General features: G+C 43.5%; 14 protein-coding genes. 6 read left to right on the top strand and 8 right to left on the bottom strand.

Going from position 1 to position 13,256, the window contains the following annotated elements:
- The first annotated feature begins 178 nt into the window (after positions 1–178).
- A complete protein-coding gene (locus ACDQ55_RS03595; RefSeq protein ID WP_420979736.1) occupies positions 179–334 on the top strand; it encodes a hypothetical protein in 156 nt (51 codons plus the stop codon).
- Between the two features lie 117 nt (positions 335–451).
- Positions 452–1,591, top strand: a complete 1,140-nt coding sequence (locus tag ACDQ55_RS03590) for a formimidoylglutamase (protein ID WP_420979735.1) — start codon at positions 452–454, stop codon at positions 1,589–1,591.
- A gap of 90 nt (positions 1,592–1,681) precedes the next feature.
- Here ACDQ55_RS03590 and ACDQ55_RS03585 read toward each other — a convergent pair whose 3' ends face one another.
- From ACDQ55_RS03585 to ACDQ55_RS03560, 6 genes are all read right to left on the bottom strand, one after another.
- Positions 1,682–2,083: a hypothetical protein gene (locus tag ACDQ55_RS03585; protein ID WP_420979734.1), complete on the bottom strand. Its 402-nt coding sequence runs from the start codon at positions 2,081–2,083 to the stop codon at positions 1,682–1,684.
- Between the two features lie 56 nt (positions 2,084–2,139).
- On the bottom strand, positions 2,140–2,541 hold the full coding sequence (locus ACDQ55_RS03580; protein ID WP_420979732.1) for a lysozyme inhibitor LprI family protein: 402 nt from the start codon (positions 2,539–2,541) through the stop codon (positions 2,140–2,142).
- Positions 2,542–2,671: 130 nt separating this feature from the next.
- Complete coding sequence (locus tag ACDQ55_RS03575; protein WP_420979731.1) at positions 2,672–3,952, bottom strand: M16 family metallopeptidase; 1,281 nt, start codon at positions 3,950–3,952, stop codon at positions 2,672–2,674.
- 32 nt (positions 3,953–3,984) lie between these two features.
- A complete protein-coding gene (locus ACDQ55_RS03570; RefSeq protein WP_420979729.1) occupies positions 3,985–5,223 on the bottom strand; it encodes a M16 family metallopeptidase in 1,239 nt (412 codons plus the stop codon).
- A gap of 111 nt (positions 5,224–5,334) precedes the next feature.
- Positions 5,335–6,252 carry an aspartyl protease family protein gene (locus tag ACDQ55_RS03565; RefSeq protein ID WP_420979728.1) on the bottom strand — a complete coding sequence of 306 codons (918 nt, stop codon included), beginning with the start codon at positions 6,250–6,252 and terminating at the stop codon, positions 5,335–5,337.
- Positions 6,253–6,265: 13 nt separating this feature from the next.
- Entirely contained in the window at positions 6,266–7,495 is a 1,230-nt protein-coding gene (locus ACDQ55_RS03560; RefSeq protein ID WP_420979727.1) for an aspartyl protease family protein, read from the bottom strand.
- Positions 7,496–7,630: 135 nt separating this feature from the next.
- Here ACDQ55_RS03560 and mqnC point away from each other — a divergent pair, with 135 nt between their 5' ends.
- The 3 genes from mqnC to ACDQ55_RS03545 all read left to right on the top strand — a co-directional run bounded on the left by mqnC (position 7,631) and on the right by ACDQ55_RS03545 (position 10,317).
- Complete coding sequence (mqnC, locus tag ACDQ55_RS03555) at positions 7,631–8,755, top strand: cyclic dehypoxanthinyl futalosine synthase (RefSeq protein WP_420979726.1); 1,125 nt, start codon at positions 7,631–7,633, stop codon at positions 8,753–8,755.
- A 204-nt stretch (positions 8,756–8,959) separates the two neighbouring features.
- Positions 8,960–9,589, top strand: coding sequence for a hypothetical protein (locus tag ACDQ55_RS03550; protein ID WP_420979725.1), 630 nt, complete (start codon positions 8,960–8,962; stop codon positions 9,587–9,589).
- 185 nt (positions 9,590–9,774) lie between these two features.
- The gene (locus ACDQ55_RS03545) at positions 9,775–10,317 is read left to right on the top strand and encodes a GNAT family N-acetyltransferase (RefSeq protein ID WP_420979724.1); all 543 of its coding nucleotides are present in this window, start codon (positions 9,775–9,777) and stop codon (positions 10,315–10,317) included.
- Here ACDQ55_RS03545 and ACDQ55_RS03540 read toward each other — a convergent pair.
- Together ACDQ55_RS03540 and ACDQ55_RS03535 are read right to left on the bottom strand one after the other, a co-directional pair.
- Entirely contained in the window at positions 10,314–11,768 is a 1,455-nt protein-coding gene (locus ACDQ55_RS03540) for an amino acid permease (protein WP_420979722.1), read from the bottom strand. The two genes, ACDQ55_RS03545 and ACDQ55_RS03540, sit on opposite strands and share 4 nt — an antisense overlap.
- 53 nt (positions 11,769–11,821) lie before the next feature.
- The gene (locus ACDQ55_RS03535) at positions 11,822–12,715 is read right to left on the bottom strand and encodes a hydroxypyruvate isomerase family protein (protein WP_420979720.1); all 894 of its coding nucleotides are present in this window, start codon (positions 12,713–12,715) and stop codon (positions 11,822–11,824) included.
- Positions 12,716–12,922: 207 nt separating this feature from the next.
- Between ACDQ55_RS03535 and ACDQ55_RS03530 the strand changes: the two genes are divergently transcribed.
- The gene (locus ACDQ55_RS03530; protein WP_420979719.1) at positions 12,923–13,222 is read left to right on the top strand and encodes a hypothetical protein; all 300 of its coding nucleotides are present in this window, start codon (positions 12,923–12,925) and stop codon (positions 13,220–13,222) included.
- Positions 13,223–13,256 lie beyond the last annotated feature (34 nt).

Here is a 13,256-nt window from a genome sequence, read left to right as displayed (position 1 = left end):
GAACTAACAATTTTTACCTTATCTTTTTGAACTATCCTTGATGCCTGGCCAAACAATATTTCGGGGAACAATCAAATTTTTTTTCATGAAACCTGTAGATAGAGATTTATTAATCCTGCTACACGAGGATAGGTACACGGAGCAGCAGATTCAATCTGCGGTTAGGCAAATCAGCGAAATGCTTTCGTTGATTGAAACGATGGATTACCTCTGTGCAGTGATGGAGGTGATGGATTGTAACAGGAGCCGGATCACGAGCAAACGTTCCGTGCTGGAAAAAGCAATTTCACGTAAGTCGCATAAGCCTTTCGAATTTATTATTCACAAGAACTAGTAGCCTTACTTCTACAAGATTCCCGTTATAGCAACTTTACCCAGCTTGCTTAACTGTCTGGTTTTGCTTTTTTTTAAATTCTTGTTGTACGTTTGCCATCAAACAAACCCATTAGTGATGGCAGATTTTTCGCACTTGCAGGACTTCTTGCGTCCTGTTTCTAAAGCATTGTTAAACGACGACCAGGAGTATGATCCTTTTCAGATTGGTGGCGTGATAGATGTATATGAAGAAGAGCGGCAACCTGATATTGAAACTGCGGATATCATTTTACTAGGTGTGGGAGAAGAAAGGGGTTGTTTCTCCGGTAAAACCAATACCGGCGGACCAGACGCTATACGACGTGAATTTTATCGCTTATATAACTGGCATCGGGATATCCGCCTCGCGGATATTGGCAATCTGTTGCCCGGCGCTTTCCTGGCAGATGCTTATGCCGCTATGAAAACGGTGGTAGCGGAACTACTTGCCGCTAATAAAACAGTGCTTATCCTGGGAGGATCGCACGATCTTACCTATCCCCAATATAAGGCTTACGCTTCTCAACAACTGATTATTGAGGCTACTGTAGCCGACGCACTGATTGATTTGAAAGAAGATTCCCGTGTGCGGAGCGAACGGTTTTTAATGGATATGCTAACGGAACAGCCTAATTTCCTCCGGCATTATAACCATATAGGCTTTCAAAGTTATTTTGTGCACCCGCGCATGTTGGAAACGTTAGATAAGCTACGCTTCGACTGTTACCGCTTGGGACGTATCCGGGAAAATATGGAAGAAGCCGAACCTGTATTACGGCATACAGACTTATTTAGCCTGGATATTAACATCATCCGGCATACTGATGCTCCCGCCAACAAGCTTTCACCCAATGGATTCAGTGGAGAAGAAGCCTGCTCGCTGACCAGGTATGCGGGAATGAGCAGCCGTCTTTCTTCTTTTGGTATTTACGGCTATAGCCCGGAAAAAGATAAAGATCACCTTACGGCCAGGCAAATTGCCCAAATGATGTGGTATTTTATGGATGGCCGCGCGGTAAAGAATAGGGAAGCATTGTTAGACGACCGGGACGCTTTTTGGGAGTTTCATATCGCTTTTTCTGATATTGAAACGGTATTTCTGAAAAGTAAGAAAACCGGCCGTTGGTGGATGCAATTACCCGACCAGGAGTTTGTGCCATGCACTTATAATGATTATTTGATGGCTAGTAATAGCGAAATGCCAGAACGTTGGTTGCGCCATCAAGAAAGACTTTAACAAGCAAACCGGTTATTTTGAGGCAGGATCTTTTGCCCGCACAAAATAACCGGTTGATATATAATATAAACAGGATAAAGCCTTTAGTCCCTATATACTCAGCAATTTAGTAAGCCGTTCTTTCAGGAAAGCGGCTTTGTTGTCGGTGGATATCATGTCATCGTCCAGTCCTTCCATGGTCCGTTTATGTATTTTCTCTACTCTTTCGTCTATCTTTTTAAAATATTCTTCTTTCTTTTCTTCCCAAAACCCTTGTTCCAGTTGCAGTTGGCGCTGTTTATCCGGGGCCAGGTTTGCATACAGGCGTTGAAGGGCCAGGTTTAATAAACTGTCTAATTGCCGGTAGTAAATAACGGCGCAATCGTACGGATGTTGGCTATTGCCAAGACATAGTTGGTATCGGTTTGCCAGTGTATCCAAAGCTGATGGCGATGTTTGAGCATACGCGTTGGTGCACAGGAAAACCGCCAGTGTCAGGATCAGGTTTCTCATAGGCGCTGTGTGAGCGCGCAAATATATGAAATATAATATTTTAAATTATGATAATATTAGTTATCCTCTTTATCTCCGATGGAACCTGTACAAACATCTCCCTGTGGAAGACCGCTGAGCCATACTCTTAACGCCTCGGAGCGTTGGTGCGTAAGTTCGGAGAGATAGTTAGCACGGCACATTGGAAATACGGAGCCATAAGTTTTAGCAGCGGCAGGGAACATGGTTTTTACCTGAGCATCGCGGAATTGCACCCAAAGGCGTTGTGCTTCTTTCAGATTTTGGATAAACGGTTTATTGGCAGCATAATCCTTCAAAATACTTTGATAGATATCATTCAGCTTCTTATCGGCGTCTTTATACTCCTGTGCTGCCTGTTTGTTCATTTCTGCCTGTGATTGTGCATAAGTAGCCATATTGCCGGCTATCAGCATAAAAGAAATGATAAATGATTTCATGTAGCTTGGGTTTTAAGAATTTACATGCCTATAACATAATAGTTTTCTTTCACGAATGCTTGTAGCCCTCCAAAAATAAAAAAGCTTCCGTTAACGGAAGCTTTTTTAACTAATTTGATTTGGCTAGCCCTTAAATCACCACCAGTTCATAAAAATCTCCTGGTGTAAAATACTGTTTGGCCAATTGTTGTAATTCTTCTGCAGTAATAGTTTTGATTGTATTGATATTATTGTAGAAATAATTTTCATCCAGTTCATTCAGGATTAGGTTCTTCCAGCGTTGTATCAGTTGGAAGGCACCGTCCAGGTCGCCCAGGATGGAACCGATCATATAGTTACGTACCAGGTCTAATTCTTCCTGTGGCACGGGTTCTTGTTGCAACCGGAGCAGCTCTTTGTATATTTCATCGATGGTGGCTTCGCAAACATCCCTGCCAGCTTCTGTTTGTATATTGAGGGCGCTAGTTTGGCGGAAATTATACAACTGGGAGTAAATACCATAAGTATATCCTTTTTCTTCCCGGATATTGCTCATGAGCCGGGATCCGAAGTATCCGCCCAGAATAGTATTCAGTACCAACATCTTAGGGAAATCCGGGTGGTATCGGTTGGGAAAATGACGGGCTACCCGCACAGCGCCTTGTACGCCATTTTCATCGTTGAACATCCGGAATTTTTTCTCTTCTGCCGCTTGGATGGGCAGATCCAGTTTTATCAGGTGGGTATCACCATTCCATTGGGTACCGCCGAAATACTTATTCAGTAAAGGGAGCATATTGGCAGGCAGGTTGCCCGCTACAAATATTTTACAGTTGTTGTAGGTATAATGCTTTTTATAGAATGCCAGGAGGCCTTCTGTATGCAAGGCATCATACGCGGTCATGCTACTTACCCGGCCATAAGGGTGGAAATCACCAAACAGGTATTTGTCGATAAACCGGTTAGCCACGAAGTCGCATTTCAGCAGGTTTACAGCAAGTTTTTGTTTCTGGTTTTGCTTATACAGGCTTAATTCTTCTTCCGGAAATATAGGATCCTGAATAACCTCTTGCAATATGGGCAACAGCACTTCTGCGTGTTTGCTAAGACAGTGCAGTGTGTAGGTAGCGTTTTCGTGATACGTGTTACGGTTCAGATAAGCGCCGTAATAATCAACGTTTTCACTGATTTCCCGGGCAGTATGTTTCCCGGTACCATTTCTCATGAGAAAATTGGTAGCGGTGGCCTCCAGGGTTTCGCTTTCGTACCAGCTGCCGGCAGGAAATACCAGTTCCAGTTGTAAGGTTTCCTGCTCTTCTGATTTCATTACGTATACGGGGATGCCGTTGTCCAGTTGAAACTGTTCATATGGCTTTAGCTTTATATCAAAATCCACCGCATCTTTAATGGGAGGGGCAATAATTCTGTTCATCTTTTCTTATTTAGGCGGTAATGGTCATATCGCTAGTTTGCAGCGTAATAGTAAATGGTATTGGAGTTTTTTTCGTCGAAAAGCAATTTCGCTTCCGCATGTACATCTTCTACTGTTACTACTTCATAATTTTCGAATTCCCGGTTCATTAAAGCAGCGTCTCCGAGCAGTTCGTAAAAAGCCAGGTTATTGGCCCTGTTCAGTAAACTCATGTCTTCAAAGGCGAGGAGGCTTTCTACACGGTTTTTTACTTTTTGGAGTTCCCTGTTGGAGATGCCTTCCTGTTGCAGTTTCTCTAATTCCTGTTGAATGCCTTTTTCTGCATCCTTCATTTTCACGCCTTTTACCAGTTTACCTTCTATCGTCAGCAGTCCTGCATCCAGGCTGCCAAAATGGTAACATTCGATATTACTGAAAAGTTTTTTCTCTTTTACCAGTACCTGGTGCAAGCGGGAGGAGGTGCCTCCGCCCAGGATGTCGGAAATAAGGTCTGCTGTATAATACCGTTTGTCTGTACGGGCATACATGTGGTAGCATTTATATAACGCGTCCAAGGGTACGTTCGCTTTTACTTCCAGTTTATGGGCAGCTGTTTGCGGTGGTTCCACAGGCAATTGCCGGTGGTATTTTTCTCCGGAAGGAATGTCGCCAAACCATTTTTCGGCGAGGGCCTTCACTTGTTCTACAGTTACCTTGCCGCCTACAGAAAGAATAGCGTTCACCGGGCGGTAATATTTGAAGAAGAATGCTTTTACATCTTCCAGCTTTGCCTGTTCGATATGAGACAATTCTTTGCCAATGGTCATCCACCGGTAAGGATGGGTGGTATAGGCCAGTTCCCGCATTTTATGCCATACATCGCCATAAGGCTTGTTGATATAATGTTCTTTGAATTCTTCAGAGACTACTTTGCGTTGCACATCGAGGCTTTTTTCATCGAAGGCCAACGAGAGCATACGGTCGCTTTCCAGCCAGAAAGCGGTTTCAATGTTTTCTGCCGGTAACTGTATGTAGTAGTTGGTAAGGTCGCTGGTGGTATAAGCATTATTCTCTCCTCCTGCCATTTGCAGGGGCTCATCATAAGAGGGAATATTTATAGAGCCGCCGAACATCAGGTGTTCGAACAAATGGGCAAAACCTGTTTGTGCAGGGTTTTCATCCCTGGCTCCTACGTCATAAAGCACATTTACTACCGCCATAGGAGTAGTATGGTCTTCATGTACAATTACTCTCAATCCGTTTGCCAGCGTAAATTTATTATAATGGATCATATCTGTTTATTAGTCTCAATAAAGTAAAAATAGGAAAAAGCCATAAGCTTTTAGCTTTTTGGCAATTTCATTTGTGGTAGATGTAATGGAAAAGGCAGGAGCAGCAGTTGGCTACTCTACGTAGATCTCCTTTTTACTGTAATTGATGGTCAGGGTGAAGTCTTTCCAGATATCATAGCCAATGCTGCCGGCTATTTCTGTGAATACGCCCAGGTCGTCTATATCCTTGCTGTAACTAACAGGGGTATGGTGGATGTTGTGTCCTCCTACTTCCAGTACAGGGATGGAGCTATTAATGTAGTATAGCACCTTTACCATGTCCTGTACCCGGTCGGTATTAATAGTGGGTAATAGGGTGTTCAGTTTGTACTTATCCACATAAGGCCAGTTGAAAAGGATGCCATAATCGCCGCCGGTGGTGATGTGGTAGTGTCCTGCCAGTTTCCGGCCGTCTCCCAGTTGTATGGTGGCATCTATAACGGGGGTGGTAAAGTTTAATTGAAAGTGCAGCAATCGCCCGGTATTGCCAATAGGGGTTTTGCCGGGCTTATATAATATTAGCTGTTGGTGCTGGTGATCAATTTTTACGATGAAAGATTTCATGAGGGCAACCCCTATAATGCCGTCTATGGGCCCATTAATGCTGAGGTCTTCCAGGCATGCCTTTACGTAAGGCATGCGTTGCCCCTGAAGGTATAGTGCGTTGATGGTAGCCAGCGGGGTTTTTACTATAGTATTGTTAATACCGCTCATATAGGCATTTTCTGCACTTTTCAAATGTAGTTTGTTAGCGGTGCCGCTATGTAATACGGTGGTTTCCGCACCACTGTCGAAAATAAAATGCAGGGTATCTGTACTGCCAGAAGCCAGTACAGGTATGATCACATGTTTGTCAATTAATTGAAATGGTATTATTGCTACTGGTTTACTGTCGTTTGATGCTTCCGTTGATGATATGCTGCGTTGTGCATGGGCATACATAATGGTACTACATACAAACATGGTTACTGTCCATAAAAAGCGCCACATGATACAAATAACGTCAAAGTATGCTTTTTATTGGCAATCTTTTAACCAATACTTCTCCATTTCTTTGTACCAGGCATACTGCTTTACTGCCGATATTCTTTAATAATTCCCTGAATAACTGGATATTGGGCCCCAGGTTATTGTTGATACCCAGAATAATATCTCCTTTCTGGAAACCTGTTTTTTCGGCTGGGGAGCCTTGGATAATATCGGTTACTTCTACCCTTCCGTTGATCAGGTAAATGATCAGGCCTGTGTAGGAGTAGTCAAACAGGTCTTTGAAATGGGTATTAGGAAGCAGGTAGATTTCTTTTCTGGCGTAGTTGAGGGTGATATTAAATCTTCTTAGCAGGTCGTTGCCGATCATGCCTCCAAGGAACGGATAGGCGGTAACGTTACTTTTATCATCAAAAATGTAGGTGGGCACGTTCCGGAAATAATAATTGCCGATCCGGAGTTCAGGCACAGTGGTGAGCGACATGGTCATTCTTCCCCCCAGTCCCTGGGCTTCTGTTTGTATGATTTTTTTGGTGCGCTTCCGCCTTTTCCTGGCGAGCACGCTACTATCATTTACAAACTGAGAAGAGAGCAGCAGGCACATACCGGCGCCAGTATCGAAGTAATAGCGGTTGCTGATGGTTCTTATGTTATTTTTCACAGGGGCCACAATCAATGGTATTTGTGTTAGGGTAGGCCGTACGAGCTGTCCGCCTTTGGGGTAATCAAAATAGCCTTTTGTGTAGATGAGAATTTCTTCCGTATCATAGTCTACGGTAACAATATACCGTTTCAAGAGGCTATAGCCAATAATTCCATCTACTTGTATGCCATATACCTGGCTAATGAGCTGATAGTCGTTGATATGGAAATCCAGGCTGTCTACCGTAAGGCCGGGTAATTTAAGGGAATGGTTCCGGGTATAGGATACCGGTTTAGAGCTGCCTAACCCTTTGATAATTAGGTCGGAAGGTTCAATTTTCAAATTCAATTTCAAGCAGGTGGCAGTATCCAATGAAATGCCGGCACTACCCGTATCCAGAATAAATTGCAGGGTATCTGAATGGTTGCCAACCTGTGCTTGTAGTATTACTACGCCTCCATAGTATTGTTTAAAATGAAAACGGGTAATCAATACCGCATCGGAAGTACTGTCGGCATTTAATGTGGCGTTCCCGCTTTGGGCGTTGGCAGCCCCGGTTACTGCAAAGAGCAGCATAACGTGTAACAGAATCGGTTTGAGCATATTTGAGGGGGTCGAGGGATATATAATTATAAATTTAACATTAAAAACGAGTTTGTATAGAATATTTTTATTACAATTCTTTTATTACCTAAATACTACCTTTGTTAAAGTTATTCCGGGATAGAAATATAGTACATGGAACTTCAGGATTTATACAAAAAGGCACAGCAATTCGAATTTCTGACAGCAGAGGAAGGCGTTTACCTCTTCGAAAATGCCCCGCTGGCAGAATTGATGGAAATAGCCAATGAGTTACGCAAGCAACAGGTACCGCATGGAAAGGTGACCTGGCAAATAGACAGGAACGTGAATACAACCAATGTGTGCACGGCTAACTGTAAGTTTTGTAATTTTTACCGTATTCCAGGGCATAAAGAGGCCTATATTACACCTATTGAAGAGTATAAGCACAAAATTGATGAAACACTGCGTTATGGTGGCGATCAATTATTGCTGCAGGGTGGTCATCATCCGGAATTGGGGCTCAGCTTTTATACAAACCTATTCAGGGAGCTAAAAAAGTTGTACCCAACCCTGAGATTGCATACGCTCGGTCCCCCCGAAGTAGCACATATTACCAAACTGGAAAAAAGCACGCACATAGAAGTGCTCAGGGCGCTGCAGGAAGCTGGTATGGATAGTCTTCCGGGCGCTGGTGCAGAAATACTGAACGACCGCGTACGCCGTCTTATCTCCAAAGGAAAATGTGGGGCACAGGAATGGCTTGATGTAATGCGTGCAGCACATCAGCTTAATATTGCCTCTTCCGCCACAATGATGTTTGGTCACGTAGAAACAATACTGGAGCGATTTGAACACCTGGTAGACATCCGTCAGGTTCAGAGCGAAAAACCAGAAGGGCACTATGGTTTCACCGCTTTTATCCCCTGGACGTTCCAGGATGTGGATACTTTGCTCGCCAGGATTCGTGGGGTGCATAACATGACCACCGCCGAAGAATATATCCGTATGATTGCATTGAGTCGTATTATGCTGCCCAATATTAAAAATATCCAGGCATCCTGGCTCACTGTAGGTAAGCAGGTTGCACAGCTTTGTTTGCATGCAGGTGCTAACGATTTCGGCTCTATTATGATAGAGGAAAATGTAGTGAGTGCTGCCGGCGCTCCGCACCGTTTCACGTACAAATCTATGCAAGAAGCGATCCGGGAAGCAGGTTTTGAACCACAGTTACGCACACAGCTTTATACTTTCAGGGAGCTGCCAGCCAGCATTGAAGAACAAGTGATTAATTACTAGCTTTTTTATACTTATTTAGGGAGGATATATCAGCTATGATATATCCTCTTTTCATTTTTACAGGTTACCGTTCCTTTCGCTAACCGCCTCATTAGCAAATATTTAACAAGTCCGAAAGAATTGTTAAAACTGGCTTTTTCATGTTACAAATTCGCTCTTCATACGTCTATATAAATAGAAACTAATCAAATTAAAGGAGGGAATATGAAAAAGCTTGGTCTCATCATAGTAGGATTGGTAATCATAGCCATGGCAGCTTGTACTAGCACTAAAGTTACGTCTTCATGGCGGGCAAACGGTGCTCAGCAGCTGCAAAAAGGTAATAAAATAATGGTGTTGGCTTTGGTACCTCAAAAAGACCGTACGCTGCGCGGCCAGATGGAAAATTATACTGTATCAGAACTGAGGAAAAAGGGATACAACGCCGTATCTGCTCTGCAAACATACGGACCTCAGGAATTTGGGAAAATGGGTGAAAAACAAGTGCTGCAACAATTGCAGGGAAGTGATGTGAGTCAGATCATGACTATTGTAATGATAGATAAAGGACGGGAAAAAACTTTTGTTCCCAACTACGGACCTTATGGTTACTATGGCTTCTGGCCTTATTATTCCATGTGGTATACTCAATGGTATAGTCCTGGCCCAGGTTACATTACCTACAATACCAAATACCAATGGGAGGGTAATTTGTACGACCTGAGAAGTGGACAGTTACTATATTCTGTACAATCACAATCATTTGATCCACCAACTACAGAAAGAATGGCAGTATTATATGCCCAGAAAGTGGTAAAAGATATGGCCAAACAACAATTGCTGGTGAAACGATAAATTATAAAAGTAAAGTTAAGCATAAAGAAAGTTAAGGATAAAGTTAAGCGGTAAATAGTGTTCAGAGATCTGGTTACCTGATTCCGGAAGAAGCTGCCCGGAAATAAGGTAACCGGATCTCTGTTTTATCTTGGGTTGGTTTTATCATCAAATCGGTGTAAGTTTAACCCCCTTTAAATCCAGCTATGTTCGAAGTAACCGTTAATGAGAATATATACCTGCGCCAACTACAAGTGCAGGATGCTCCACAGGTATATAAACAACTGGATGTATCAAGAAAGAGTCTCCGTAAGTTTTTACCTTGGGTAGACTATAACACCAATGAAGAACATTCCCTCCGGTTTATACAATTAATGCTCCGCAAGGCAGAAGAACAAGATGCAATTGCATTGGGTGTATGGTACCAGCAACAGTTTTGTGGTGTTATAGACCTGCATGATTGGGATCACCAGTTACAGAAAGCTGAAATCGGTTATTGGCTTGGAGAAGCCTTTCAGCGGAAAGGCATTGCCACCGAAGCCTGCAAAGGGTTGATTTCTTTTGCGTTTAAAAAATTGCACCTGAATAAAATAGAAATCCACTTTGTATTGCAGAATGAACGCAGTGGGCAGATACCGATCAAATTAGGATTTATCAAAGAAGGGATACTGCGCCACAGCGCTAAACTCCATGGACAATATGTGGATATGGTGATTATGGGTATGTTGCGGCAAGACTGGAAGTTTTAGTGCTGCAAACCTTTACGTACCCGGCTATGCTTTTTACCATAAAATTCATAGATCAGCATACCTATTGCCATCCATACAATCAGCCGTAACCAGGTGTCCCAAGGCAAGAACACCATCATTAACAGGCAGGTAAGGATGCCCATAATGGGTACAAATGGTACCCAAGGTGTACGGAATGCGCGTGGCGCATCCGGCATGGAATAGCGCATGATCCATACACCGGCGCATACAATAACAAAGGCCAGCAAGGTACCGATGCTGGTCATTTCTCCTACTACCCTGATAGGTACCAATGCTGCAAATAAGCTTACAAAAATGCAAAAGAGGATATTCGATTTCCATGGTGTACGGTAACGGGGATGTACATCAGAAAAGAGCTTGGGCAGCAAGCCATCTTTCGACATGGAGTAGAATACACGGGATTGGCCCCAGAGGTCTACCAGGATCACGGAAGTATAACCTACAATAATAGCCAGTATGATCATTTGTCCCAGCCATTTATAGGGCGTATGTGCAATAGCGATGGCTACTGGTGCAGCGCTATTCTTAAATGCCGTATAAGGAGCCAGTCCGGTGAGCACATATGCAAAAAGGATGAACAATATGGTACATACTATCAGGGAGCCTAAGATGCCGATGGGCATATTACGCCGGGGATTTTTAGTTTCCTGGGCAGCAGTGCTTACAATGTCGAAGCCCAGGTATACGAAGAAGATAACCCCTGCCCCTCTCAGAATGCCGGATACGCCATATTCACCGAAAACGCCTGTATTGGCTGGTATATAGGGTGTGAGGTTAGCCGGTTGTACATATTTCCAGCCCAGGGCTATAAAAACGAGTACTACGCCCACTTTCAGGGATACGACCACAGCGTTCCAAATTGCAGAGCCTTTGGTACCCCGCATCAGTATCACCGACATGAGTATAATGATAAGGGCAGCTGGTAGATTAAAATAGCCATGGGTTACTATGCCATTGGCAAGGGTAATAGTTTCGAAAGGTGAATGAGCAAATTGTGCAGGTACGTATATTTTGTATCCGGCAAGAAATTCTATCAGGTAATTAGACCAGCTGATGGCTACCGTAGCGGCACCTACAGAAAATTCCAGTACCAGGTCCCACCCGATAATCCAGGCAAGCCGTTCTCCCATTGTGGTGTAGGCGTAAGTATAGGCGCTGCCGGCTACTGGTATCATGGCAGCAAATTCGGCATAACAGAGGCCGGCAAAAGCGCATCCTATCCCGGCTATGATAAAGGAAAGAGTAATAGCCGGACCTGCATTATTGCCTGCTGCCGGTCCGGTTAAAGAAAATAAACCTGCGCCAATAATTACTCCCAGTCCTAGCATTAACAGTTGAAAACCGCTCAGTGTACGTTTGAGGGTATGTTTGTTTTCGCTGGCCGATTCTTCTAGCAACCAGGCTAAAGGCTTCTTATAGTATTGCTTCATGTTTTTATCCTACTGATTTTGTAGACTATCCGGCAAAAATAGGATAAAAACGGTTATGCAATGTCACAAATTCCGATAGCTTGTTTAAGAGAGGCGATTGGGTTGGGATGGGCTGGCACAAACTCTTGCGCCACATGGCCTGTGAAGCCGGTATCATAAATAGCTTTCATGATAGCCGGGTAATAAAGTTCCTGGGTGTCGTCGATTTCGTGCCGGCCGGGTACTCCACCGGTATGGTAGTGCGCAATATACTGCTGGTGGTCGCGGATGTTGCGGATGATATCTCCTTCCATAATCTGCATATGGTAAATATCGTAGAGGAGTTTAAAATTAGGAGAGCCCACAGATTTACACAATTCCACGCCCCAGGCGGTATGGTCGCATTGATAGTCAGGGTGATTGACTTTACTATTCAATAATTCCATGACGAGGTTCACTTTTTTCTTTTCAGCGTAACCAATAATGCGTTGTAACCCCTTGGTACAGTTTGCGATGCCTTGTTCATCGCTGAGGCCATTACGGTTACCAGAGAAACAGATCAGGTTGGAGAAACCGGCTTTGGCCGTTTCGTCGATGTAGTGCCTGAAATACTCTTCCAGTTTATCGTGGTGTGCCACATTGTTAAAGCCTTTGGTGATCCCCCATTCAGGGCCGTTGCTAGACACCATGGCAGTCATCATGCCGTGTTTTTGCAGGATGTTGAAATCTTTCGGATCTACCAGGTCAATAGAAGTAAGCCCTATTTCTTTAGCGGCCTTACAGAGGTCGTTTAGTGGCATATTATAGCACCAGGCGCATACAGAGTGGTTGATCTTGCCTTTCAATTTCTCATCTACTGTTTTTTCGTGGGCGGATACCCTGTTGGAAAGAGAGGTGAATGCGGAGGTGGATAAAGCCACGGTTGCAACTTTTTTGATCATATCGCGGCGCGAATTTTCCTGAGGCATAATTGGATTGCTTTAAAATATCAATGTAATGGAAATTATGTTTACTTACAAACGTAGTGGCCTTTTTGGGGTGAAATGTGTAGCTGGGATGGATTTTCATTTTTTGACAGCACTACCTGCTATTATACCGCATTATTATGGTAAATTGTGATTGATTTTATAAATTGGTAAGTAATTTGTTTTATGCATTGAAAAGAGGAGGTTGAAATGGAAAAAAAATATACCCCCAGTTTGTGGATCTGTATTTTGATGGACCTGATAGGCTGTGCGAGTTATGCAGTACCTGTATTAGGGGATGTCAGCGACTTTATATGGGCCCCAATTTCTGCTTTTGTTTTCTACCGTATGTTTGGCGGTACCCTTGGCACCTTTGGCAGCGTATTTAACTTCATGGAAGAATTATTCCCCGGCACAGATATTATTCCCACATTTACCCTTGCCTGGGTATTAAAACGCGTTTTGGCAGGCAGAAGGATGGCCAGTAAGGAAAGCGTTTCTTTCAAATGAATGGGTAACACTGGTAGAAAATAAAAAAGCTGTA

Source organism: Chitinophaga sp. 30R24 (genome assembly GCF_049056765.1).
Taxonomy (GTDB): domain Bacteria; phylum Bacteroidota; class Bacteroidia; order Chitinophagales; family Chitinophagaceae; genus Chitinophaga.
The sequence above is the reverse complement of the archived record's forward strand: the minus strand, read 5'-3'. Positions and strand labels throughout refer to the sequence as shown.

Coding starts and splice junctions, on each gene's coding strand:
- ACDQ55_RS03595 (WP_420979736.1), top strand. CDS start 179: ATGCTTTCGTTGATTGAAACGATGGATTACCTCTGTGCAGTGATGGAG.
- ACDQ55_RS03590 (WP_420979735.1), top strand. CDS start 452: ATGGCAGATTTTTCGCACTTGCAGGACTTCTTGCGTCCTGTTTCTAAA.
- ACDQ55_RS03585 (WP_420979734.1), bottom strand. CDS start 2,083: ATGAGAAACCTGATCCTGACACTGGCGGTTTTCCTGTGCACCAACGCG.
- ACDQ55_RS03580 (WP_420979732.1), bottom strand. CDS start 2,541: ATGAAATCATTTATCATTTCTTTTATGCTGATAGCCGGCAATATGGCT.
- ACDQ55_RS03575 (WP_420979731.1), bottom strand. CDS start 3,952: ATGAACAGAATTATTGCCCCTCCCATTAAAGATGCGGTGGATTTTGAT.
- ACDQ55_RS03570 (WP_420979729.1), bottom strand. CDS start 5,223: ATGATCCATTATAATAAATTTACGCTGGCAAACGGATTGAGAGTAATT.
- ACDQ55_RS03565 (WP_420979728.1), bottom strand. CDS start 6,252: ATGTGGCGCTTTTTATGGACAGTAACCATGTTTGTATGTAGTACCATT.
- ACDQ55_RS03560 (WP_420979727.1), bottom strand. CDS start 7,495: ATGCTCAAACCGATTCTGTTACACGTTATGCTGCTCTTTGCAGTAACC.
- mqnC (WP_420979726.1), top strand. CDS start 7,631: ATGGAACTTCAGGATTTATACAAAAAGGCACAGCAATTCGAATTTCTG.
- ACDQ55_RS03550 (WP_420979725.1), top strand. CDS start 8,960: ATGAAAAAGCTTGGTCTCATCATAGTAGGATTGGTAATCATAGCCATG.
- ACDQ55_RS03545 (WP_420979724.1), top strand. CDS start 9,775: ATGTTCGAAGTAACCGTTAATGAGAATATATACCTGCGCCAACTACAA.
- ACDQ55_RS03540 (WP_420979722.1), bottom strand. CDS start 11,768: ATGAAGCAATACTATAAGAAGCCTTTAGCCTGGTTGCTAGAAGAATCG.
- ACDQ55_RS03535 (WP_420979720.1), bottom strand. CDS start 12,715: ATGCCTCAGGAAAATTCGCGCCGCGATATGATCAAAAAAGTTGCAACC.
- ACDQ55_RS03530 (WP_420979719.1), top strand. CDS start 12,923: ATGGAAAAAAAATATACCCCCAGTTTGTGGATCTGTATTTTGATGGAC.